Annotated in this window: 19 protein-coding genes; 7 read left to right on the plus strand and 12 right to left on the minus strand. The window is 67.8% G+C overall.

Annotation, left to right across the window (positions count from 1 at the left end; all coding sequences use genetic code 11):
- Positions 1-4: 4 nt before the first annotated feature.
- The 5 genes from DB354_RS11640 to DB354_RS11655 form a co-directional block, all read right to left on the minus strand.
- Positions 5-1,717: a sodium:solute symporter gene (locus DB354_RS11640; RefSeq protein WP_107835794.1), complete on the minus strand. Its 1,713-nt coding sequence runs from the start codon at positions 1,715-1,717 to the stop codon at positions 5-7.
- On the minus strand, positions 1,714-1,875 hold the full coding sequence (locus DB354_RS22320) for a hypothetical protein (protein ID WP_158277495.1): 162 nt from the start codon (positions 1,873-1,875) through the stop codon (positions 1,714-1,716). Before DB354_RS22320 ends, DB354_RS11640 begins: the two co-directional genes overlap by 4 nt.
- Entirely contained in the window at positions 1,872-4,478 is a 2,607-nt protein-coding gene (locus tag DB354_RS11645; protein WP_107835795.1) for a PIG-L family deacetylase, read from the minus strand. Before DB354_RS11645 ends, DB354_RS22320 begins: the two co-directional genes overlap by 4 nt.
- Entirely contained in the window at positions 4,475-5,350 is an 876-nt protein-coding gene (locus DB354_RS11650; protein ID WP_107835796.1) for a DUF2911 domain-containing protein, read from the minus strand. The genes DB354_RS11645 and DB354_RS11650 overlap by 4 nt, the downstream gene beginning before the upstream one ends.
- 264 nt (positions 5,351-5,614) lie before the next feature.
- Entirely contained in the window at positions 5,615-5,869 is a 255-nt protein-coding gene (locus DB354_RS11655; RefSeq protein WP_107835797.1) for a hypothetical protein, read from the minus strand.
- Between the two features lie 166 nt (positions 5,870-6,035).
- Here DB354_RS11655 and DB354_RS11660 point away from each other — a divergent pair, with 166 nt between their 5' ends.
- On the plus strand, positions 6,036-6,365 hold the full coding sequence (locus DB354_RS11660; protein WP_107835798.1) for a hypothetical protein: 330 nt from the start codon (positions 6,036-6,038) through the stop codon (positions 6,363-6,365).
- 404 nt (positions 6,366-6,769) lie between these two features.
- Here DB354_RS11660 and gpmI read toward each other — a convergent pair whose 3' ends face one another.
- A complete protein-coding gene (gene gpmI / locus DB354_RS11665) occupies positions 6,770-8,362 on the minus strand; it encodes a 2,3-bisphosphoglycerate-independent phosphoglycerate mutase (protein ID WP_107835799.1) in 1,593 nt (530 codons plus the stop codon).
- Between the two features lie 159 nt (positions 8,363-8,521).
- Between gpmI and DB354_RS11670 the strand changes: the two genes are divergently transcribed.
- Positions 8,522-8,836: a hypothetical protein gene (locus DB354_RS11670; protein ID WP_107835800.1), complete on the plus strand. Its 315-nt coding sequence runs from the start codon at positions 8,522-8,524 to the stop codon at positions 8,834-8,836.
- A gap of 180 nt (positions 8,837-9,016) precedes the next feature.
- Here DB354_RS11670 and DB354_RS11675 read toward each other — a convergent pair whose 3' ends face one another.
- The 5 genes from DB354_RS11675 to secG form a co-directional block, all read right to left on the minus strand.
- On the minus strand, positions 9,017-10,207 hold the full coding sequence (locus DB354_RS11675) for a pyridoxal phosphate-dependent aminotransferase (RefSeq protein WP_107835801.1): 1,191 nt from the start codon (positions 10,205-10,207) through the stop codon (positions 9,017-9,019).
- 186 nt (positions 10,208-10,393) lie between these two features.
- A complete protein-coding gene (locus DB354_RS11680; RefSeq protein WP_107835802.1) occupies positions 10,394-10,591 on the minus strand; it encodes a hypothetical protein in 198 nt (65 codons plus the stop codon).
- Positions 10,592-10,848: 257 nt separating this feature from the next.
- Complete coding sequence (locus DB354_RS11685; RefSeq protein WP_107835803.1) at positions 10,849-11,517, minus strand: HAD family hydrolase; 669 nt, start codon at positions 11,515-11,517, stop codon at positions 10,849-10,851.
- Positions 11,514-12,377 (minus strand): outer membrane lipoprotein-sorting protein, encoded by an 864-nt coding sequence (locus DB354_RS11690; protein ID WP_158277496.1) that lies wholly within the window; start codon positions 12,375-12,377, stop codon positions 11,514-11,516. The genes DB354_RS11685 and DB354_RS11690 overlap by 4 nt, the downstream gene beginning before the upstream one ends.
- A gap of 19 nt (positions 12,378-12,396) precedes the next feature.
- Entirely contained in the window at positions 12,397-12,792 is a 396-nt protein-coding gene (gene secG / locus DB354_RS11695; protein ID WP_107835805.1) for a preprotein translocase subunit SecG, read from the minus strand.
- 211 nt (positions 12,793-13,003) lie between these two features.
- Between secG and DB354_RS11700 the strand changes: the two genes are divergently transcribed.
- From DB354_RS11700 to DB354_RS11715, 4 genes are all read left to right on the plus strand, one after another.
- Positions 13,004-14,893, plus strand: coding sequence for a gamma-glutamyltransferase (locus tag DB354_RS11700; RefSeq protein WP_107835806.1), 1,890 nt, complete (start codon positions 13,004-13,006; stop codon positions 14,891-14,893).
- 155 nt (positions 14,894-15,048) lie between these two features.
- Positions 15,049-15,459: a YciI family protein gene (locus DB354_RS11705; protein ID WP_107835807.1), complete on the plus strand. Its 411-nt coding sequence runs from the start codon at positions 15,049-15,051 to the stop codon at positions 15,457-15,459.
- A gap of 76 nt (positions 15,460-15,535) precedes the next feature.
- On the plus strand, positions 15,536-16,855 hold the full coding sequence (locus DB354_RS11710; RefSeq protein WP_233256622.1) for a sigma-70 family RNA polymerase sigma factor: 1,320 nt from the start codon (positions 15,536-15,538) through the stop codon (positions 16,853-16,855).
- A 193-nt stretch (positions 16,856-17,048) separates the two neighbouring features.
- Positions 17,049-20,870 carry a hybrid sensor histidine kinase/response regulator gene (locus DB354_RS11715; protein ID WP_158277497.1) on the plus strand — a complete coding sequence of 1,274 codons (3,822 nt, stop codon included), beginning with the start codon at positions 17,049-17,051 and terminating at the stop codon, positions 20,868-20,870.
- 46 nt (positions 20,871-20,916) lie between these two features.
- Here DB354_RS11715 and DB354_RS11720 read toward each other — a convergent pair whose 3' ends face one another.
- Positions 20,917-21,189, minus strand: a complete 273-nt coding sequence (locus DB354_RS11720) for an Lrp/AsnC ligand binding domain-containing protein (protein ID WP_107835809.1) — start codon at positions 21,187-21,189, stop codon at positions 20,917-20,919.
- 320 nt (positions 21,190-21,509) lie between these two features.
- Here DB354_RS11720 and DB354_RS11725 point away from each other — a divergent pair, with 320 nt between their 5' ends.
- Complete coding sequence (locus DB354_RS11725; protein ID WP_107835810.1) at positions 21,510-23,921, plus strand: ABC transporter permease; 2,412 nt, start codon at positions 21,510-21,512, stop codon at positions 23,919-23,921.
- The last annotated feature ends 3 nt before the right edge of the window (positions 23,922-23,924 follow it).

A 23,924-nucleotide genomic window follows, 5' to 3' on the forward strand; every position in this document is an offset into this window, starting at 1 on the left:
AGGATCAGGCCGTCACGGGGCCCGCGGCGCCCGGCCGCGCGCGCCAGAGCGCCTGCAGGATCACGCTTGCCAGGACGCACGCCGCGCAGCCGATCGGGTTCAGCCACAGGAAGCTGATCTTCAGGGTGAAGAACAGGACGATGACAAGAGCCTGCGCCGCGAGGGCGCCGGCAAACACCGCGGTGCCGCCGACCCGCTTGAGGAAGAATGCGACGAGGAAGATGCCGAGCACGGGGCCGTAGAAGATCGAGCCGAGGATATTCACCGCCTGAATCAGGTTCTCCACGACGTTCGCAAACAGCGCGAAGCCGATTGCGACGACACCCCACATTGCCGTGAGCCACCGGGCAACGGAGACGTTGTGCGCGTCGGACTGCCCCGGCCGCACCACGTGGGCATAGAAATCGACGGCGGTGGTCTCGCCCAGTGCGGCCAGTTCGGACGACAGCGACGACACCGCCGCCGCGAAAATCAGCGCGATCAGCAGTCCGATGAGGCCGTGCGGCATTTGCTGCAGGACAAAGGTGATGAAGACATAGTCGGCATCGTTCGTCTTCACGGAGGGATCCGCGGCGGCGAGCGTCGCCTTGGCCTGCTGCCGGATGCCCTCGGCGTGCGTCGCCGCCTCGCGCAACGCGCCCTGCGCCGCGGCCTCCGCGCCGGCGTCGCCGCTCTCGCGCGCCTGGAGCCACGCCGTCACCCGCGCCCGCTTCTCCGCGTGCGCCGCCTGGTAGTCGCCCTCGAGCGCGCGCAGCTTCGCGCCGGTCTCGCCGGTCGCGTGCGCGGCCCACGCAGCCTGGTTGAAGAACACCGGTGGCCGCTCGAACTGGTAAAACACGAACACCAGCGCGCCGAGCAGCAGGATGAAGAACTGCATCGGGATCTTGAACAGCGCGTTGAACATCAGCCCCAGCCGGCTTTCGCGCACCGAGGTGCCCGAGAGATACCGCGCGACCTGCGACTGGTCGGTGCCGAAGTACGACAGGAAGAGAAAGACGCCGCCGAGGATGCCCGACCACACGGTGTAGCGGGTGTTGGGGTTGAAGGAGAAATCGACCGCCTCGAGCTTGCCGAACGTGCCGGCCACCGAGAGTGCGTCGCCCAAGCCGAGGTCCGACGGCAGCCGGTAGAGCACCATCCCGAACGCCGCGACCATGCCGGCGAAGATCACCGCCATCTGCCACTTCTGCGTCTGGCTCACCGCCTCATTGCCGCCGCTGACGGTGTACACGACCACGAAGACGCCCGTCGCGATGATCGTCAGATCCTGCCGCCAGCCGAGGACCGTCGAGAGGATGATCGCCGGAGCGTAGATGGTGATGCCCGACGCCAAGCCCCGCTGGAGGAGGAACAGCGCCGCGCCCAGGAGCCGGGTTTTGCCGTCAAACCGGATGCCGAGGTACTCGTAGGCCGTGAACACCTTCAGCCGGCGGTAAATCGGCACGAACACCGCCGCGACGATCACCAGCGCAATCGGCATGCCGAAATAGTTCTGCACGAACGCGAGTCCGCTCTCATAGGCTTGGCCAGGCGTGGAGAGGAACGTGATCGCGCTCGTCTGCGTCGCCATGACGGACAGCCCGATCGTCCCCCAGCCGACCGCGCGGTCCGTGCGCAGAAAGTCCGACAGGTTGTGCCGGCCGCGAGCCCGCCACACACCGTACCCGGCGATTGCCAGCATCGAGCCGAGCAGAACGACGTAATCCAGAAGGTTCATGGCGCGAACGCGTGCGTGAACCACGCCAGCAGGCCGACCATCACGGCGAAACACGCCAGGACGAAGCCATACACGCCCCGCCACGTGCGCAGACGCGGCACGCCCGGGTCATCGGCCGGGGCGGCCGCAGCGGTTGGCGGAGGCGGAACGAGGCTCATGGCTTGGTCGATTGCCCCAGCGAGACGAGGTTCGCGAACAACCGGTACGCCCCGGGCACGCCCGCGGGCAACTGTCGAAAGAACGCCAGACCGGTGTAAACGTAGTGGCCGCGGCCATACGACGCGACCAGCAGCGCGCCCTGCAGCGGTTCCTCGCCCGGATCGTGCATCGCCAGGACCGGCACGAACGCGGCATCCCAGGTGTCCGGGAAATACACGCCACGCTCCTGGACCCACCCGGCAAAATCAGCCGCCGTGATCCGGTTCGGCGTCGTGAGCACCGGGTGTTCGGGCGCCAGGAAAGTGACCGCGGCGTCCTCGTTGGTCACGCGCCGTCCCGAGAGGTGGAGGCGGAAGGGCGCGATCGTCTCCTGCTTCAAGTTTCGTTCCCAGTTGTACTGCGCCACCACGGTGCCGCCGGCTTCGACGTAGGCGTTGAGCGCCGGAACCAGCGTCGCGACATCGGCACGCGTGTTGAACGCGCGGACGCCAACCACCACCGCGTCGAAGGCCCGCAGCGTCTCGGCCGTGATCGTCGCGCCATTCAGCAGCGTGACCTCGTATCCAAGCTGGCGCAGCGCGTCAGGGACGTCGTCCCCTGCCCCCATGACGTAGCCAACCGAGCGCCCGCGGGTCTCGACCGGCACGCTGACAAGCCGCAGCCGCGCGGCGGGCTGCAGGAGTTGCCGGGGAATATGCGGGTACTGGATGGTGATCGAATCGGTGCGGCATGGCCGGCCGCCGCATTCCGCCACCGCTCCGAGGGAGCCGGTGTCCGCGGTGGACGGCGCCGCCACCTCAAAAGTGAGCCGGACCCGGTCGCCTTCGCGCTCCAGCGCGAACGGCTGGGGCGCCGACACCGTCCACCCCTCGGAAGGTTCGAGCGCCACGTGACCCGCCGCCTTGGCGCGGCTGGCAACCAACTCCAGCACGACCCTGGTCTTCGCGCCGGGACGGACAACCGCCGGGCCGCCGACAAACGAGAGCGTGACCCGCGGTACGATCGCCACTGGCGAGAGCTTCGTCGGCGCAGGCGACTCGGGCGTCACGGCGCCGACCGGTTCGGCGTATTGCAGCCGGTCGCGCAGGGTCAGGACCTGGCCGTCCACCTGGACGGTGTAGGTCACCGGAAGATCAGGTGGATTCTCGGGCCGGCCGATCAGGCGCGGTTCGTCGACGCCGTACATGCCAACCGTCGCGGAGCTTCGCAGCCAGTACGGCTGCGTGAGCGGGGCATCCGCAGGCACGGCGTAGTTCAACTCGCGCGCCAAGCGGCCCGTCGCGCTGACCGGTTCATTGATCGGCGTGCGGCTGGTGCCCAGCGTCACGTCGAGCCAGCGAACCGGCAGCGTCGTTTCCACGCGGAGCGCGGCGTGCACCGGCACCGTTTCGCCGGCAAGCACGCTCGACCGCGACGAGAGACTGGTCACCTCCAGGCCCAGGCAGTGCTGGATCACCTCGTCCAGTTGGGCACGCTTGTCCGCGAGCAGAGGATGCGGCGGCAGATCCGCCACACGGCGCCGCAACTCCAGGAGCACGGGCACGCTGGCGCCAGGGTGGTCCGGCTGGAACGTTGCGATGGCCTGCTTCGCGAGTTCTCCTATCGGCGCTCCACCCGGGATTCGTGCCCAGGACGTATCGACGCCGTCCATCAGATCGGACGTCGCGGGTTCGCCATCCCACAGCACCAGGTTCTCAACCTCACTTCGCGCCGGGCGGCCCGGCGCCGCGGGGCGGTTGGTAAAATCGCCGAAGGCCTGGGTCTTGTGCATGGCGCGACTGCGCGCCGCGATGGAGCTGATGGCCTCGCCGGTGACCGGATCCTGTCCCGCGGCGTCGAGTTTCAGCGTCGGGCCCGCGGACTCGCCCCCCCGCAGGAACACGTTCCAGAAAATGCGTTTCGCCTGCCAGGGCGCGAGCCCCTGCGCCATCTGTTCGGGATACGCGGCGGGGTCGGCGGCCGCCTTGAAGGCCTCGCGGGCGAGAATGCCCGCCGCCGTATGCTGGCCGTGGCCCCCGCTCAGCGGCGGCACGGGGAAACGCGAAATGATCACGTCGGGCCGGAACTGCCGGATCACCCGGACCACATCGCCGAGCACCTCGCGCCGGTCCCAGAGGGAGAGCGTCTCCGCCGGCGTCTTGGAGAACCCGAAGTCGATCGCGCGCGTGAAGAACTGCCGACCGCCGTCGAGTTGGCGCGCGACCAGCAGCTCCTGCGTGCGGGCCACGCCCAGCTTCTCGTCGAGTTGCGGGCCCAGCAGGTTCTGGCCGCCATCGCCCCGCGTGATGGAAAGGTACGCCACATCGTATCCGCGCACCCGCGACAGAAAGGCGATCAACTGCGTGTTTTCGTCGTCGGGGTGCGCCGCGACATAGAGGACGCGCCCCAGGGAGGCGAACGCCCGCAGGTCATGCAGCGCCGCCGCGGCGGCCGGCTCGATCGCCGGTCGCGCGGCCTCGGCCGGAGCGGCGCGCAGCCCGCTCAGGCCGAGCAGAAGTCCGGCCAGGGCCGGGAGGAGCCCAGGGAGGCCGCGGCGCCGGAGCCACGCCCATCCCGGCAGCGTCGTCGTCCGCACGATTCCCGGCCCGGACCGCCGCCTCATTGGCCGAGACTCTGGAGGAGCTTCTGGTTGAGCTGGGTGTACTCGGCCTTGGCCGAACCTTCCGCGAGCTCGATGGACTTGTTGGCCGCGGCCGTCGCGCCGGCCTTATCGCCGAGTTTCGCGAGGATGCGGGCCTTGTGATAGTACATGTAGAACGCCTTCGGATTCTGCTCGATGGCGGCATCCATCCACGCGCTGGCCTTCTTCAGGTCGAGATCGTGATCGAGGTAGAAGGTGGCAGCGGAGAAGAGCAGGCGCGCGTCGGCTTTTTCCGTGCCGGACGTCGCGGCCTCGATCTGCGGCACGAGTTGCGCGACGAGGTTGGTCTCGAGTTTCACCGGCACGCGCACGTTCTGCCACGCGAGCACAAGCGTCGCGGAGTCGTCGCGAATATCGTTCACGTCGATGGTGAACGTCTCGATCGCCTCTCCGAGCTTCGTCGGCGCAACCTTGACGCGGGTAACGTCATTGGTGGCGTCGTAACGATACGCGCCCCACTGCCCGCTCACTTTGTTGAGAATGACGGTCCACTCCTTCTGGTCGGGAATGGAGAACAGGGCGTACGTGCCGGCGGCGACATCCACCCCGCCGAACTTGATCGGGGTGCTGAACGTGATCTTGGTCGCGGCGTTGGCGCCGGTGCGCCAGACCTCGCCGTACGGCACGAGACCGCCGAAGATTTCGCGGCCCTTCGCGCCCGGGCGGGAGTAGATGATCTCGATGTCGGTCACCCCCACGCGTTGCTTGAGCGTGGCGGTCGGGCTTGGTTGCGGGAAGGCGACTTTCGAAGCCTGCGCCTGCAACGCCGATGGGGACATCATGGCAAACGCCATGGCCGATACACACACCAGTGGGAGGAGTGGATTCTTCATGGGGGAAAGGCCCGCATGCTGAACGGGTTCTCGCCCTGAATACCAGCCCAGAAGCGTGGGATCAGATGTCGGCTGTCAGACGTCAGATGTCAGCCCGATCCCAGACGTCGAACGGCGCGGATGCAGAGAAAGGCCGATCAGATTTGACCGATCGGACTGACGTGACGGAACGGCGCGGTCTGGCCTCCGATCTCTGACGCCCGATCTCTGACATCTGATTTCTGACGTCCGACATCTGACATTTGAGGGCGCCGCGCGCGGCGCTCAGCGCCAGAAGGCGCCGCCGGCGATTTCGCGCAGCGCGAGTTGGCCATCGATCAACTCCATCGTGGTTCGCACGGCGGGATTCGTTTCGTCCATCTCGAGCTCAATGCGCCGGCGGATTTCGCAAAGCCGCTGGGTGGAAAGATGCTTCAGTCCCGTGCTGACCGAATCACGCATCGCCTCCGCTTGCCGCTCGAATGGCATGCACGCGAGCGCAGCAAGGATGTCCGACGTCAATTTGTCGTCCGCATCCATAACGTTTGGCCCCGGGCCAGTAGATAGCCGTGTCACCAGCCTCCGTCAATGCGCCAGGGGCTGGGGCGATGCCTCAAACTGGCCCAGGAGGCTCGGTCCCGGGCGACGTGGGGCGGATCACCATCGGGATTGCGGCCGCCGGCGTCGGGCGGCACGCTCCCCGGGCATGTCCCCGATCGAAAGTCACCTGAAGCAGGCGTTGGAGGCCGACTTACGCCAAGTCGGCGTGGCCGGTGCCCGGGTCAGCGTGCTCTCGGCGGACGTTGAGGCCTGGAGCTATCGCGTAGAAACGGAGGGCCGGAGCTTCGAAGTCGGCTTCAACCACCGCGACCTCCTCTGGGCGCGCGAGACGACCGCGGGCCGGCAGAAGCACTTGGTGTCGAACGATCATGCGCCGGTGCACGCGTCGACTGCGGCACGAGCGCGCGCCGTGGTGCTGGTCGCCCGCGCCGTTGCCGACGCTCAGTTTCCGCCGCGCGACCCGCCCGTGATTTAGCCGCGAGCTACGCCAACTGCCCGGCGGGACCGCAGACGCGGGTTTGCCGACCTGGCTGGAAGCCTGATGAACGCGTCCAAAGCCGTGGGCGAGCAACCGAACGCCGCGGTTTTCTGTGAGCCGCGCGACTTCGAGGCCGCGGAGTATCCGGACATTATTCCGACGGAATCCGGACATTATCCTGAGTATCTGGACATTATCCCGTTAGTGACTCGTCCGTAGTTAATTATAATTGCAGGCATCGATCCCTCCTGATCCTGGCCGCGTACTCCTGGCGCGCACGCGAGATCATTGGGCCAGCATTGAATCGGAGGCGGTGGACCGGAAAACAAACCAGCCCGATCCGGAGATCGGGCTGGCAGGCGCGACGCAACGGGAGGCGCCGCAGAACGGGCAGTCGAGCGTCAGCCCACGACGAGGCTTTCGCCGGTCATTTCGGCGGGCTTGGGCAGGCCCATGAGCGCGAGGATGGTAGGCGCGAGGTCAGCGAGCCGACCGCCCGAGCGCATCTTGGTCTTGCCGGCGGCGAACTCGGAGCCGACGACGAACACCTCGACGAGGTTGAGGGTGTGCGCGGTGTGGGGGCCGTTCACGGACGGATCCCACATCTGTTCGACGTTGCCGTGGTCGGCGCAGATCAGGGCCTTGCCGCCCATCTTGGCGAGGGCCTCGAGCAGTTCGCCCACGCCGCGGTCGGTGGTCTCGACGGCCTTGATGGCAGCCGGAAGCGAGCCGGTGTGGCCGACCATGTCGGGGTTGGCGAAGTTGACGACGATCAGTCCGAACTTGCCGGAGAGGATGGCCTCCTTGGCCAGGCGGGTGACCTCGGCGGCGGACATCTCGGGGGCGAGATCGTACGTGGCGACCTTGGGGCTCGCCGGGCACGCGCGCTCTTCGCCGGGGAATGGATCCTTGCGGTAATTATTAAAGAAGAACGTGACGTGCGGATTCTTCTCGGTCTCGGCGCAGCGGAACTGCGCGATCCCGGCGTTGCTGACGACCTGGCCGAGGATGTTCTTCAGCTTTTCGGGCTTCGGCAGGATGACGTTCACCGGGAGGCCCGACTCGTACTCCGTCATCGTGGCGTAGTAGAGGTCGAGTTTCGCACCGCGGTCGAAGTCCTTGAATCCATCGATGACGAACGCCTTCGTGATCTCGCGCGGGCGATCGCCACGGTAGTTGTAGAACACCACGGAGTCACCATTGCCGATCGTCGCGACGGGCTTGCCGTCCGCGCCGACGACCCAGGTCGGGACGATGAACTCGTCGCCCTTCTGGGAATCGTTGGCGGGCTTGTCGTAATACTGCTGCACGGCGGCGACGGCGCTCGGGGCGGTGGCGAGCGCCTGCTTGCCGGTGAGCAGCCAATAGGCCTTGCTGACGCGGTCCCAGCGGTTGTCGCGGTCCATCGCGAAGAAGCGTCCGCAGACGCTGGCGATGCGGCCGATGCCGATCTTCTGGCACTGCGCCTCGACCTGCTTCACATAGCCCAGACCGCTGCTCGGCGGCGTGTCGCGGCCGTCGGTGAACGCGTGGATGAAGACCTGGTTGGCGTTGAGGCCGTCGGCCTTTGCCTGGCGGAGGATGCCGTAGAGATGCTCGAGCATGCCATGCACGCCAGCGTCGCTGACAATGCCCATGAGGTGGAGGCGCGCACCAGGCTTGCTCTTCACGCGCGCGATGGCGGCCTGCCACACGCTGTTGGTCGCGAGACGGCCCTCGGAGAAGAGCTTGTTCAAGCGCACGAGTTCCTGGTCCACGATGCGGCCGGCGCCGATGTTCTCATGGCCGACCTCGGAGTTGCCCATGACGCCATCCGGCAAGCCGACGTCGAGGCCCGAGGCCTTGACCAGAGCAAACGGATACTGGGCGTGGAGCCGGTCGTCGCACGGCTTCTTGGCGAGGTGCACCGCGTTGGTCTGGTTCTGGGCGGGGTCGGGGTTCTTACCCCAACCATCGCGGATCACGAGGAGGACTGGCGGACGAGGAGTGCTCATGGAAAGAAAAGGGAATCACGTTGGACGGGAACGCGGCGTATCGAAAGGCAAATTTCCCCGGCCGGATCGCGGAGCGCCGGGAAGCCCCGGGAGCCTGGCTCCAGTGGTGGATTCTGCGGTCGGTTATGGCACAGTCCTTGCATCTCACCCGCACGAACGATGGCCCTCATCATTCGAGATCAGCTGGTTACTCCTCCCACCTGGTTCGCCTCGTTCCGGGACCTGACGCTCTACTGCCACGTCTTCCTGCATGCGGAGGTCCTGATCGAGTCGGAGGATCCGGATCCCTACTGGCGCTGGATGCGGCCGCGCGGGGGTATGGACTTCGTCGAGGATTTCGTGCGGCCGGGCGCCGAGGACGGCGTGCGCCTCGACGTGGAGCCACACTACCCACGCTCGGTCATCACCGACCGGATCGCACCGGAGAACGTGCACCGCCTTATTGCCCAGATCCGCGGTTGTGGCGCCGCGTGACGCGCCGATGTGGCGGGGCGACGCCCGGCGACGCGACGGCCAGCCGCGTCGCACGGAGTGGCGACACGCCACCGCAGGCGCCTCAGATATCTGGATGCGCGCGGACCGGGTTTGGTCCGCACGCCGCGCGAACCGTGCGCCCGGGGCAGCGTAACGACGCCGCCCCGCCGGGCGGACGCGTCACTTCAGGCTGGCGCAGAACTTGGCGAGGCGCTCGACGCCCTTGGTGATGACGGCGTCGCTGGTCGCGTAGCTGAGGCGGAGGTAGCCCTCGGCGCCGAAGGCGCTGCCCGGGACGGCGGCGACCTTCTGCTCCTCGAGGAGGCGCGAGCAAAAATCCATGTCCTTCAGCCCGAAGCTGGCGATCTTGGGGAAGAGATAGAACGCGCCCTGGGCCAGGAGGCAGGAGACGCCCGGGATCTTGTTCAACTCGGAGTGCAGCAGCTTCCGGCGCCGGTCGAACGCGGTGAGCATGATCTGCAGGGCGGCGGCAGTCTTCTCCTTTTGCGTGAGCGCTGCGAGGGCGCCGAACTGGGCGAAAGTGGTGACGTTGGACGTCATCTGGCTCTGCAGTTCACCGATCGCCTTGGCAATCGGCAGCGGGGCAACCGTGGTGCCGATGCGCCAGCCGGTCATCGCGTACGTCTTGGAGAACCCGGCGACGGTGATCGTGCGCGCCTCGACCTCCTTGCCGAGCGTGGCGACGCAGGTCGGCTTCAGGCCGTCGTAGATGAGATGCTCGTACATCTCGTCGGAGAGGATGTAGAGATTGTGCTTCAGCGCGACGGCCACGATGGCCTCGAGTTCCTGGCGCGAGTACACCGCGCCGGTGGGATTCGAGGGCGAGTTGAGAATCAGCAGGCGCGTCTTCGGCGTGATCGCGGCCTCAACCATCTCGGGCGTCAGGCGGAACCCGGTGCGGTCATCAGCAAGCACATACTTCGGCACCGCGCCGGCGAGCTTCACCATCTCGGGGTAGCTCACCCAGTAGGGCGCCGGCACGATCACCTCGTCGCCGGGCGAGCACGTCGCCAGCACGCCGAGGTAGCAGTTGAACTTTCCGCCCGGCGAAACGACGACCTGGCCCACAGTAGCCTTGAGGCCGTACTCGGCGGCGTAGCGCTCCACGATCGCCTGGCGCAGCGGCTCGATGCCCGGTGTCGGCGCGTACTTGGTTTTCCCTGACTTCAGCGCCGCGATGCACGCGTCCTTGATGTGGTCGGGGGTATCGAAGTCAGGTTCGCCGGCGGCGAACCCACACACATCCTCGCCGGCGGCCATCATCGCCTTGGCTTTGGCGTCGACGGCCAGGGTTGGGGACGGCGAGACGTTGCGAGCCCAGCTGGACAAGGGGGCGGGAGTTATGCTCATGGAGAAAACGGGCCGACGAAACGGGGCGCAGATGGCAAAAGCAAGCCCGGGGCACGACAGAGTGTGTCACGTGCATCCAGCTGCCGCGGGATCACGCGACACCCTTCTCCAACCGCGGCTGGACTTGGATAAACGCCAGCGCGGAAGGCCCAGGCCCACCGAGTGACGACACCGACCGGGACGTGCCTAGCGCTTGCGCTTGGGGCGGTCCGGCATGGCCTCGAGGGCCAGGCGGAGCAGCTCTCCGACGCTCGCATTCTTCTTCTTCGAAAAACGCTTCAAGGTCGCGCGCTGGTCGTTGGTGATCCGCACGGAAATCTGGCGGTGGGGATCGCGGTCCAGTTCGCAGGTATCGAAGTCGAAGCCGGCGATCGCGGTACGCACTACTTCGCTCGCGGTGGCGTATCCATGACCTTTCCGACAAGTCTCAATCCGAGCAATGAGTGACTCGGGCAGATCGAACGTGAGGGGGGCAGAAGCCTTGCGGGATGTTTTGGCCATACGTGCGTCGCAGGCAACGAGCTACGACGCAGCATTACTGCCACTTTCCTGCGGTGGGCGGCAACAAAATACTGCTTTTATTATTGGTGCGCAACGACTCGCGCGGTCACGCGTCTGACTCCACACCGGTGATACGTCCGCTAAACCTGCACCGGCAAACCGGCGGCTTGAGCTACGGTCCGGTACGCTTCGGCGGGGTCGGCGACCACGCGCCACGCGCGTCCGGCGATCGCCGGCGCAATCCCGCGCGCATGCCGGATCAGGATTGTATCCACTCCGCACCCACTGCCGCCCAGCACGTCGACATCGGCATCGCCGACAAATAGCGTCTCCGCCGGTTGAATACTAAGTCGGCGCATGATTTCCCTCAGCCCAGCGGGATCCGGCTTGTGCGTCGCGAGGTCGTCGCCGCACACGACGGTGGCAAAATGCGGCTGCAGGCCGAGCGTCGGCAGCAGCAACTCGGTCGAGAGGCGGTCGCGACCGGTCCACACCGCCGTCTTGATCCCCGCCGCGGCCAGTTGCGCCAGCAGCGTCGTCGCCCCGGGGAACACCTCGAGGAGATGGTTGTTCGCCTGATGATACGCGTCCATGCGCGCCAGCGCCTCGGGCGCGTGCCGCGGGTCGGCCAGCAGCTCCGGCAGGAACCGCTCCGGGGGGCCGCCAAGCCGCGCGAAGATGTCCATCGTCGGCGCGCCGCCAAAGGGCGCCAGCGCGTGCGCGATCGAAGCTAGCACCAGCGGCAGGCTGTTCACGATCGTGCCGTCGAAATCGAACACGACGGCCCGCAAGGGGACCGGCCGTTTCATGGGGCCACCCGCACAAGCCGGTCCGTCGGCGGCTGCACCGCCTCCGTCAGGCTGGCCGGCTCGAAAACGAGCGGCGCAAATTCCAACCGCAGCGCGACCGCGGTGACGACGAAGCGCGTCTTGTCCCGTGTGACCTCGTTGCGGATATCGAACGAGCGCGGGATCCACTGCTCCCCCACCTTCTTCAGGTCCACGAGCGACACCGTCTTCACGACACGCTTGGCGTCGGTGAACTCGGTCTGCATCGGGGCGCTGTATTGCGCGTCGAAATACGCGCGCACCCGTTGCAGCCCGGAGTGCGCCCGCGCGAAGGTCGCCGGCGGGGTGAACAAAAACGTGTAGGCCGGGCGCCCGCGCATGCGGACCACGCTCTCCACCGCAAACTCGGGCCAGTAAAGGTACGGCATCTGCAGGTCGAACGCGCTCACCTCCACGCCGGGGATCAACGGGTCGAGGAGCGCCGCGCCCTGGACCACCTCCGGCCGGCCGAGCCGGACCCGCCAGACTGCAGCCTGTTCGCCATTCTGCAGGAGAAATCGCTGCACCACGCCCTGGGCGTCGGTGAGCTCGATCCTGGTCACCGCTCCCTGCCCGTTGAAGCCACCCCAGAGACGCCCTTGATAAACCCTCTCGTCGCCCTGCCGCGGAAGGGCGCGCAGTTCGAACTCCACGTAGCCGAGCCACCCCGAGCGCCGAAACTGCTCAAGGATGCGGCCAGCTTCCGCCGCCGTCGGCTTGCCGACTTGGGCCAGCGGAGCCTGCGTGCCCGCCGTCGGCGGGCCGGCGAACACCGCGCCGGCCGTCGCCAACGCCACAATAAAAAACGCCCGCCGAAGCCGGGCGGGCGTAAAGGTAAACATGGACGTCCCCAGCATGCGGCTACTTGGTCGCCGGAGCCGGCGCGGGCGCCGTGCTGGTCGTCGCGGTCGGGGCCGGCGCAGCGGTCGCGGGAGCGGGCGTCGTGGCCGGAGCCGGCATTGCCGGAGCCTCAACCGTCGGCAACGCGTTGTCGGCGGCCGCATTGGCATGCGAGCGCTCCCAGATGCGGCCGAGATACAGCACGAACGCCAGGACGAAAAATACGATGGCCGCGTAGATGGTCGACTTGCTCAGCACGTTGTTCGTCTCCGCGCCGAAGGCCGCTTCGGCAGCACCGCCGCCCAGCGCCGCACCCATGCCACCGTCCTTCGATTTCTGGGCGAGAACGACCAGGACGAGGAACAGCGAGACGAGGATGAGAATAAAGGTGAGGATTCCGAGGACGATGCTGGCCATAGAAAGGGGACAAAAGGAGCAGGGCCGCGCGGGGGTTGTCAACCCAGCTGTGAGCCGGCCCAAATCGTTGTCCCGTCGTGCCTGGCCGCCGGCCGGCCGCCGCTCCCCCTCTCGACAGGCCCCGGCCCCCGCCTCCGGCAACGGTCAGACACCCGCTTTGACGCCCCGCGCCCCGCCGCTACCGTTTCCACCACCACCCGTCTCGCTTGCCATGTCGCGCTGCTTCCCCACCCGCTCCGCACTCGCCGTTCTCGCTCTCCTCTGCGGCTCCGCCGCCCCGACGTTCGCCCAGTCGCCCCGGACCAATAAGCCCATCCTGCACGGTCGCCACTGGGTGGCGGTCACCGGCAAGCCGCTCGCGGCCTCCGCCGGCGCGCTCACCTTTGCCAAAGGCGGCAACGCGATCGATGCCGCCTGCGCCATGCTCGCCGCCACGTGCACCATGTGGGACACCCTCGGCTGGGGCGGCGAAACCCAGGCTCTTATCTACCATCCGAAGACCGGTCGCGTGATCGGCGTCAACGCGCTCGGCGTCGCCCCAACCGGCGCCACCGTCGAGTTCTACCGCCAGAAGGGCATGGATTTTCCGCCCGAGTACGGCCCGCTCGCCGCGGTCACCCCCGGCACGCCCGGCGGGCTCATGGTCATGCTCGCCGAGTTCGGCACGCTGTCGCTGGCCGAGGTCCTTGCGCCCGCGATCGAGATGGCGGACGGCTATCCCATCGAGGCGCAGGCGGCTGACACCATGGAACGTTTCCGCACGCAGATCTCCGCCTGGCCGGACTCGCGCCGTGTCTTCCTGCCGCATCTCGACCCCAAGGACGCCAGCCGGCGCGCCGCCCCACAACCCGGCGATATTTTCCGGCAACCGGAGCTCGCCGCCACCCTGCGCCGCCTCGTCGAGGCCGAACGCGCCGCTCTCGCCGCCGGTCGCGACCGCAAGTCCGCCATCATGGCCGCCTATGATCGCTTTTACCGCGGTGACATCGCCCAGGAGCTCGTCGCCAGCGTCCGGACGCAGGGCGGTTTGTTCACCTTGCGTGACCTCGACACCTGGCGCGTGCAGCTCGAGGAACCCGTTTCGACGACGTACAAGGGCGTCGAGGTCTACAAACTCACCACCTGGACCCAGGGTCCCGCGATGCTCCAGGCGCTCAATCTGCTCGAGCCTTTCGATCTCCGCGCGATGGGCTACAACAGCGCGCGCTACATCCATACCGTCTACCAGGCGATGAACCTGGCGTTCGCCGATCGCGATTTCTACTACGGCGATCCCGCTTTCCCGCCGGCCGAGCCCATCCGCGGCCTGCTGTCGAAGGACTACGCGAAAGCGCGTCTCCCGCTCCTCAACCTCGAGCGCAATGATCCCCGCGCCCGCCCGGGAGACCCTTATCCTTTCCAAGGCGAAACCAACCCCTACTCCGCGCTGCTGGAAAAGTGGACGCCCACTCCCGCCCGCTCCGCCCAACGCCCCGCGGGTTTTCAGGTCTCCGCTCTCACCCCTGACGAGGTCTTTCGCATCGGCACCACGTCCATCCAGGCCGCCGACGCCAGCGGCTGGGTGATCTCTGTCACCCCGAGCGGCGGCTGGATTCCCGCCGTCATCGCCGGGCGCACCGGCATCGGACTCTCGCAACGCATGCAGAGCTTCGTCTTCGAGCCGGCCATGAATCCCTTCAACGTCCTCGAACCGGGCAAGCGCCCGCGCGTCACGCTCACGCCTTCCCTCGCACTCAAGCAGGGCAAACCGTTCCTCGCCTTCTCCGTCCAGGGCGGCGATTCGCAGGACCAGAACCTGCTCCAGTTCTTCCTCAACGTCGTCGAGTTCGACATGGACGTCCAGCAGGCCGCCGAGGCCGCCAACTTCGCCAGCTACCAGATGCAGTCCTCCTTCGGCGACCATCGCTCCGAGCCGGGACGCCTCGAGGTGCGGCAGGACGTTCCGGAGTGGGTGCGCACGCAGCTCACCCGCATGGGCTACAAGGTGGAAACCCTCCCGCGCGTCTACGCCCCCACCACGGCGATCCGGATCGATTCCGCGCGCGGGACATTCCAGGGCGCCGCCTCCGACACCGGCGAGGATTACGGCATCGCCTGGTGACGCATCGGCGCCGCGTGGGCGTGATCGACGCCGCGCTTGGGTCGCATCCCGGGACCCTGGCTCGGAGAATTGCCGATGCCAAACCAAGAAAATTGCGTCGCGAATTGTCCTTCCGACCAGTCCTCGTTCGTTGACGCTCGAACCCACCCATACCCATGCCCACCCAACCCTACATGATCATCTTCCGCGACGCGTCGCCCGAGACGTATCGCGCGATGTCGGCTGACCAGCGACAGCAACTCCTGGAACAGTGGAATGCCTGGTACGACGGCCTCGCCGCCCAGGGAAAGGTCGAACACGGCCATCCCCTCGCCCCCACGGGCCGGGTGGTTTCGGGCCCACGCGGCGAACGCGTCACCGACGGCCCTTTCCCGGAATCGACCGAAGGCATCGGCGGCTACTTTCTCCTCCAGGTCAGCGGCCTCGATGAGGCCACCGCGATTGCCCAGCGCTGCCCGAGCCTGCCCCACGGCATGTCGGTCGAGGTGCGCCCCGTCGCCGATGCGTGCGCGACGCTCGGCGTCCGCGGCCGCCCGCGGGCCGTGCCCGAGCCGGTGAACGCCTGAAGTCCTGTCCGCGCGCCCCGTGCCGATTCGGCGGCAAGCTCCGCCGAACCGGTGCGCGCGTCGCCTTCGCTCCCCGGTGAATCCAACGCCCCCGTCTTCCGCCACCCCGGCCGGCCCGCCGGCCGCCGACGCCGCCTCGGCCGCGCGCGCGTCCGCCGTCGTCGAACATTTCTTCCGCCACGAGTCGGGCCGACTCCACGGGGCCCTGATGCGGCACTTTGGGCCCGCCAACTTTGCCCTCGTCGAGGACGTCGCCCAAGCCGCCCTGTTGCAGGCAATGCGGGTGTGGTCGATCGGAGGCCTGCCGCCCAATCCTTCGGCCTGGATCACGCGCGTGGCCATCAACCTCGCGCGCGACGCACTCCGCCACCAGCGCATGTCGAGCGGCAAGGAGGGGGCGCTCATCAGTTATCTCGAGCAATTGCAGCCCGACTCGCGCTTCGTCGGCGAGTCCGACCAACAGCTTCGTGAGGACGCGCTCCGGCTGATGTTCGTGTGCTGTCATCCGGCGCTGGCCTCCGACGCCCAGGTGATCCTCGCGTTGAAGACGCTGTGCGGCTTCAGCACGGGCGAGATCGCGCGGGCGTTCCTCAGCACCGAGGCGGCGATCGAGAAGCAGCTCACGCGCACCAAGCAACGGATCCGCGAGGCCCAGATCCGTTTCGAGATTCCCGAGTCGCGCGAGCTCGGCCCGCGCCTCGATGGCGTGCTCGCCACACTCTACCTGCTGTTCAACGAGGGCTACAAGGCCTCGAGTGGCGACCGGCTGCTCCGCGAGGAGCTCTGCGACGAGGCCGTGCGCCTGACCTCCATCCTCGTCGAGCATCCCGCGGGCCGCACGCCGCGCAGCCACGCCCTGCTTGCCCTCATGCTGCTGACGGCCGCGCGATTCCCCTCGCGCACGGCAGACGACGGCATGCTGCTCCGGTTGCACGACCAGGATCGGGGCAAATGGGACCAGGCGCTCATCTCGCGCGGCTTGGTCGAATTGCTCGCCGCCGCCCAAGGCGACGAGGTGTCCGAATACCATCTGCAAGCCGGCATCGCCGCGTGCCACTGCACCGCGCCGGACTACGCGTCCACCGACTGGCGGCGCATCCTGAGTCACTACGACGCCCTGAATCGGCTGAAGCCCTCGCCGGTCGTCGCGCTCAACCGCGCCGTCGCCCTCGCCAATGTCGAAGGCGCCCAGGCCGGCCTCGATGCGATCGCCGCCATCCCGCGCCGCGAGCTGCTGGAATCCCACTATCTCTACCACACCGTGGTCGGCGAACTGGAGGGACGCCTGCTCCACCACGCTGCCGCCGCCGACAGCTACCGACGAGCCCTGCAACTCGCAACCGTCGGCCCCGAGCAGGTTTATCTCAGCCGTCTCCTCGACCGCGCCGGTCTCTGACCCTGTTTGTGGTACTTGGGAGGGAGAATTGGCGTTTACGTCCGCCGTTTCCCCCGCCGATATCAGGGTCACGGATTCCAGCCCCGACATCACTGTTACCCGTCACGCTCCTGCCGGCCGTTCCCGCAGGCGAGGTTGGGTTGTCTTCGTTCTCCTCGCGCTGGTCTGGCTCCTTCCGTCGGCTCACGCCCAGGTGGAGGCGCCGCTCGACGCCTTCGTGCGGCTGGGCGAGGACGATCGGCTGGCCAACGCCGACGTCCGCACGATCGCGCAGGACCGCGACGGCTTCATGTGGTTCGGCACGCGGCTCAGCGGGCTGGTGCGCTATGACGGTTACGAACTGAAGGTCTTCGAGCACGACATCGCCAATCCGCGCAGCCTGAATCATCAGGTCATCTGGGCCCTCCTGGTCGACCGCGCCGGCGACCTCTGGGTTGGCACCGCGGGCGGTCTGGCCCGGTATGATCGCAAGACCGATTCCTTCATCCGCTTTCGGAACGAACCTTCGCGGCCCGACAGCCTGTCGAACGACGCCGTCATCTCGCTCTTCGAGGACGCCGCCGGCCGGCTCTGGGTTGGCACGCGTGGCGGGCTTTGCCGGATGGACGACCGCGAACGCGGTGTGTTCACCGTGTTTCGGCGGCCGGAGGTGCTCAAGGGCAGCACCACCAAGGACACTTTCCGGTCGATCACCGAGGATCCCACCACCGGCCTGCTCTGGCTCGGCGCCAGCGACGGCCTCGCGGCCTTCGATCCCCGCACCGGCGCCTTTGCCTCCTACCTGCACGACCCGCAGGACCCCGCGAGCATCGCCAACAACGCGGTGAACAAGGTCATTCGCGCGCCCGACGGCGTGTTCTGGGCGTTCACCGAGGACGGGACCAGCGCCTTCCGGCCCACCTTTGCCGCGATCGCGGCCCACTCCACGCAGACGCCCCGGATTGAGTTCCGGCGTTTCCGCCAGACGGCCAGCGCCGCCTTGCCGGGGATAAACAGCGTGCGCGACGGCCTGATCGACCGCCGGGGCCGGCTGTGGCTCGCGACCCGCGGCGGCCTGCAGCTGCTCGATCGCGACACCGGCAAGTTCACCCTGTACCAGCACCGGCCGAGCGACATCACCAGCCTGAGCGACAACCTCACGCACACCGTCTTCGAGGACCGCACCGGCAACCTGTGGGTGGGCACCTTTGCCGGTGGGGTATGCCGGCTGCGCCATGAGTCCAAACCCTTCCTCGTGCACCGCCACCTGCCCGACGACCCGCGCTCGCTCAGCGACAACGCCGTCGCCGGGCTCGCCTTCGACCAGCAGGGGCGCCTTTGGGCTGCGACCGCCAACGGACTGAACCGGCTCGACCCCGAGGGCTGGACGCGCTTCCTGCACGAGCCCGGCAACCGCGAGTCACTGCCCACCAACAACCTCGCCGCCCTGGCCGTCGCGCCCGATGGCGACATCTGGTTGGGCTCGTTCTACTCGGGCCCGATTCGCTTCGATGGCCGGCGCTTCCAGGAAATGCCCATCGGGGCCCGCAATGTGCCGGTCGACTCGGGCGAGTACCCCTTTACCAACGTTAACGTGAACTCGATCCTGCCCGACGCCCACGGCGGCATCTGGCTGGCGGCGCGGGCGAACGGACTCGACTACTACCGCGACGGCATTTTCCGGCACTACCGGCCCGACGGCCGCGACCGCGCGAACACGCCGACGATGAACGTGCTGCTCGGTGCGTTCGGCGAGAACGGCGAACTGTGGTACGCGACCGAGGCTGATGGCCTCGTGCGGCTCGAGACGTTCTCCGGCCGGTTCACTGTCTTCCGCCTGCCTCGCGATCCACGTACCGGCACCGGCGACCAGACGCTGCAATGCATCGCCCGCGATGACGACGGCATCATCTGGCTCGGCGCCACCGACGGTCTCATCAAGTTCGACCCGCGCCACCGTCGTTTCCTGCGCCGCTACACCATCGACGACGGCCTGCCGAGCAATGCCATCATGTCGATCGTGCCCGACTACCACGGGCATCTCTGGCTCGGCACCGCGAACGGCCTGGCCAACTTCGCGCCGCGCACCGGCCGGGTGCGCAGCTACCACAAGCCCGACGGCCTCCCGAGCAACGTGTTCGCGGCGCGCGCCGGCGCCGTCGGCCGCGACGGCCGCGTCTATCTCGGGACGCGCGCTGGCATCGTCTCCTTCCAGCCGGCACAGTTGCGCGACAACCCGACGCCACCCGCGGTCGCGATCACCGACGTGCGCTGGCTCGGCAACGACTACTCCAGCAACCCGCGCCAGGGCGTGCAGTGGCCCGCCGGCGACACGCTGTGGGTCGCCCCCGAGCAGCTCGGGTTCAGCATCAAGTTCACCGCGCTCGATTTCGCCGCCCCTGAGGCCAATCAGTTCCGCTACCGCCTCGATGGCTGGGACTCAGAGTGGACCCCCAGCAGCGCCCACGAACGCATCGCGACCTTCACCGCCCTGCCGCCCGGCCGCTACACGCTGCGCGTGCAGGCCAGCAACCCCGACGGCGTCTGGAACGAAAAGGGCGCCGCGCTCACGATCGTGATCGCGCCCCATTTCTGGGAGCAGCCGTGGTTCCATGCGATCGTGCTCGTCGCCGTCTCCGCCCTGGTCGGCTTCACCCTGAGCTGGCGCATGCGCTCGGTCCGCCGCCGCAACGCCATGCTCGAGGAACTCGTCGCCCAGCGCACCGCCGAGCTGCAGCGCGAGGTGACCATCCGCCGCCACGCCGAGGCCGCCGTCCGCCAGTCCCGCGACAACCTCGAGCGCCGCGTGCAGGAGCGCACCGCCGAACTTGCGACCGCCAACGCCACCCTCGAGGCCGAGATCGCCGGACGCCGGAAGGTCGAAGCCCAGTTGCGCCAGTCCCAGAAGATGGAAACCGTCGGCCAGCTCGCCGGCGGCATCGCCCACGATTTCAACAATCTCCTGACGGTCATCCTCGGCCAGGGCGAACTGCTCCAGCTCGACCGCCTCTCGCCCGAGGAACGCGATGCCTCGCTGCGCGACATCATGAACGCCGCCCGCCGCGGCTCGAAGCTCACGCGGCAACTGCTGGTCTTCAGCCGGCGCGAGCCCGTCCGTCTCTCGGCCCTCGATCTCAATGCCGTCGTCGCCGCCAGCAGCTCCATGCTCCAGCGTGTCCTCGGCGATGACATCGTCTTTGCCAGCCACCCGTCGCCCGACCCGCTGCCCGTCCTCGGCGACGCGGGCATGATCGAACAGCTCCTCCTCAACCTCGCGTTGAACGCCCGCGACGCCATGCCCCGCGGCGGCAGCCTCACCATCAGCACCACCGCGGTCACCCTCGAGCCCGGCCAGACCCACCGCAGCGCATTCGCCGCGCCGGGCCGCTATGGGCGAATCAGCGTCACCGACACCGGCAGCGGGATCCCGCCCGAGGTCCTGCCGCACGTCTTCGAACCGTTTTTCACCACCAAGCCCAAGAGCAGCGGCACCGGCCTGGGATTGTCCATCGCCCAGAGTGTCCTGCTGCAGCACCACGGCTGGATCGACGTCGATACCGCCATCGGTCAGGGCACCACGTTCCACGCGTGGATTCCGCTCCAGACCCAGTCCGACGCCCCCATCGCGCCTTCGTTCGCCGTCGACGACGACGCCGCCCGTGGCGCCACCGTCCTGCTGGTCGAAGACGAGCCGGAAGTGCGGGAGCTCGCCCGCCGCGTTCTCAGCGACGCGGGATGGAACGTGGTGCTCGCGGGTTCCGGCGGCGAAGCCCTTTCCCAATGGGCGCGATACCGGGGAATCATTACGCTCCTGCTCACCGACATCGTGATGCCCGGCGAGCCGAACGGCCATCAACTCGCCCGCCGGTTGGTGGAGGCGAAGCCGTCGCTTCGCGTTATCACCATGAGCGGCTACAATTCAGCTCTGTCGGGTGAGGTCGCTCCCGGCTCGCTGCACCTGCAAAAACCTTTCACCGTCGCCGATCTCCTCGCGATCGTGGCGCAAGCGACCCACGCGCAGTCGACTCAGTCCTAGGCCCCCCGCGGCGCTCGCTGCTCCGCGCGCCCGACCCAGCCCCGCGTCAGTCCACCTGGACCGCCCGGCCGCCTTCGCGTTTGTCGTAGCTGCGGAAGGCGAACATCGTCTCGCTGTCGACAATTCCCTCCGTGCGCAGGAGCTGGTCCGTCACCAGGGTCTCAATCTTGTCGACGCTGTCGCATTTGATCATCACCAGCAGGTCGTACCTTCCGGAGATCGAATACACCTCGGTCACATCCGGAATATCCAGCAGCTTCTCGGCCGTGCCGGTGACTTTGCGGTGATCGACTTTGAGCAGGATGATCGCGGTAGGCATGCCGCGTAGCTACCGGGGAAATCAGCCGCCCGCCAGTCGAAAGCCGCCCCGTCCGCGCCAGCCCCACGTCCCTCCCGCCATGTCCCATTTGCGGGATGGATGTCTCCCAAATTCGACCTGGCCGCAACGACTCCCGAAAACAGCTAATGTCATTAGCCTTTGATCTTCAGGTCCTTTTAACGCGTTAGGGCGCTTGGCCCGGCAGCTGCTATTTCCACGGTGTTCCACACGCCCATACGCCGCGCTCCTGGCGGCGCATCTTCCATCCGTCCCCGTCTCCTTCTTCAGCCGGCGCCACCGCGCCGGCTGCCGTGTCGAACATGCCCAATCTCCGCCTCGCCCTCCGGTCGCTCGCCAAAGCGCCCGGGTTCACGCTGACCGCCGTGCTGATGCTGGCGCTCGGTATCGGGTTCAGCACGTCCTCGTTCAGCGTCGCCAATGCCTTTCTCCTCCGGAACGTCCCCTATCCGGAAAGCGATCGTCTCGTCCGGATCTTCCGCACCACCGAGCAATCCGCCACCCAGGGGCACTCCCCCGCCAACCTCCTCGATCTTCGTCGCACGCTGACGTCCTACACCGGCATCGGCATCTACAGTGGCCAGAGCTACGCCCTCGGCGAACCCGGCCAGCCGGCCGAGCATATCTCCGGCGTCAGCGCCACCGCCGACTTCTTCACGATCCTCGGTGTTCAACCTCGGCTCGGCCGCGGTTTCGCCCCCGGTGACGACGCCCCAGGCAAGCCCCTCATCGCCATCGTTACGCACCGGCTATGGGTCCGCCACTTTGGTTCCGACCCCGCGGTCGTCGGCCGCCAGATCCGCCTCGACAGCGCCCCTGCCACCATCGTCGGCGTCCTCCCGCCCGAGTTCGACGCCCCGCTCGTCTGGGGGCCCGTCGACGTCATCGTTCCCCGCACGCTCGAACCCACGTTCGCCACGGAGCGCAGCAATCCCTGGATGCACTCGATCGCCCGCCTCAAGCCGGGCGTCACCCTCCGCCAGGCCCAGGCCGAGCTCGATACCTTCGCCGCGCGCCTCGCCCGCGAATACCCGAAGGAAAACGGCCGCGACGGCCTGCGCGTCGTCGCGCTCTACACCTCCAACATGGATGGCGTCAGCCGGAACCTCATGTGGCTCATGACGGCGCTCTCGCTCACGATGCTGATCATCGCGTGCGCCAATCTCGCGAGTCTCCAGGTCGCCCGCGCCCTCTCCCGCGCCCGCGAGTTTGCCGTCCGCGCCGCGCTCGGCGCCTCGCATCGGCAATTGATGCTGCCCCTCGCCGCCGAAAGCGTCGTGCTCGCCAGCATCGGCGGCGCCCTCGGGCTGCTCGTCGCCCTCTGGACCAACGACATCGTGGGCGCAAACCTCTCGATCAACCGCGAGCCCGGCTTCGCCATCCCGCTCGATGAACGCGTCCTGGTGTTCGCCGCCGTGGCCTCCGTCATCAGCGGCCTCGCCTTTGGTCTCGCCCCGGCCTGGCTCGCGGGCCGCGCCCCCGCGGGGGAGATCCTGAAGGACGGCTCCCGCGGCAACACCGGCACCGCCTCGCACCACCGCCTCAAGCGCGCGCTCATCGTCGTCGAACTCGCCCTCGCGCTGGCGCTGGTGGGGGTTGCCGCCTCGTTCGGCCTCGGCGCGCAGAAATTCTTCCGTCGTCCACTTGGCTGGAACATCGATGGCGTCCTCTCCGGCCAGATCGTCCTGCCCTACAACCGCTACGCCGATGATCACCAGTGCCGGGCCTTCACGCGCAGCCTGCTCGAACGGCTCGCCGCCACGCCCGGCGTCGAACGGGCCGCGCTCGGCAATGGCGCCCCATTGTATGAACTCGGCCGACTGCAGCGCGTCGTCGCCGAGGGCCGGCCCGCCGTCGAGCAGGGACGCGAACCCACCGCCGCCACGCTCTCCGTCACGCCCGACTGGTTCCACACGCTGGGGATTCCATTCCAGCGCGGCGCCGCGTTCTCGGCTTCCCTGCAGCCCGAGGATCCGCGTGTCGCCGTCATCAATGAATCGACCGCGCGGCAGCTCTGGCCCAACGAGGACCCCATCGGCCGGCGGCTCCGGTTCGCCGACCGTGACCAATGGATCACCGTCATAGGCGTCGTCGCCGACATCCGGCTCGCCGTCCGGCCGGAGTCCCCGGAAACCCGGCTCAACCTCTTCCTGCCCTACGTCCAGACCCCGAGCCATTTCCTCACCGTCGTCGCCCGCACCAGCGTCCCACCCGAAACCCTGGCCCCCACGCTGCGTCGCCTCGTCGCCGAGCTCGATGCCGACCTTCCCGTCGAGAACGCACACTCCCTGCGCACCGAGGCCGACCTCAGCCTCACCAACGTCAACCTCATCGTCGCAAACCTGGCCACGTCCGCCGTCATGGGCCTGGTCATCGCCGCCATCGGCCTCTTCGGCGTCATCTCCCAGCTCACCGTCCAGCGCACCCGCGACATCGGCGTGCGCATGGCCCTGGGCGCGCAGGCCGGCGACATTGCGCGGATGATCCTGGGCGAGGGTGCGCGTCTGCTGCTGGTGGGCGTGGTGGTCGGTGCTCCCCTCCTGCTCGCCCTCAACGAACTGCTCCGGCGCGTCACGTCCGAGATCGCGCTGCCCGGCGCCTGGGTCCTCGTCGGCAACGTCATCGTGCTCTCCGCCACGATGCTGCTCGCCTGCTGGCTCCCCGCTCGCCGCGCCATGCACATCAACCCCGTCGAGGCGCTCCGCGCCGACTGATTT

The organism is Opitutus sp. ER46, from assembly GCF_003054705.1.
In the GTDB taxonomy this organism is placed as follows: domain Bacteria; phylum Verrucomicrobiota; class Verrucomicrobiia; order Opitutales; family Opitutaceae; genus ER46.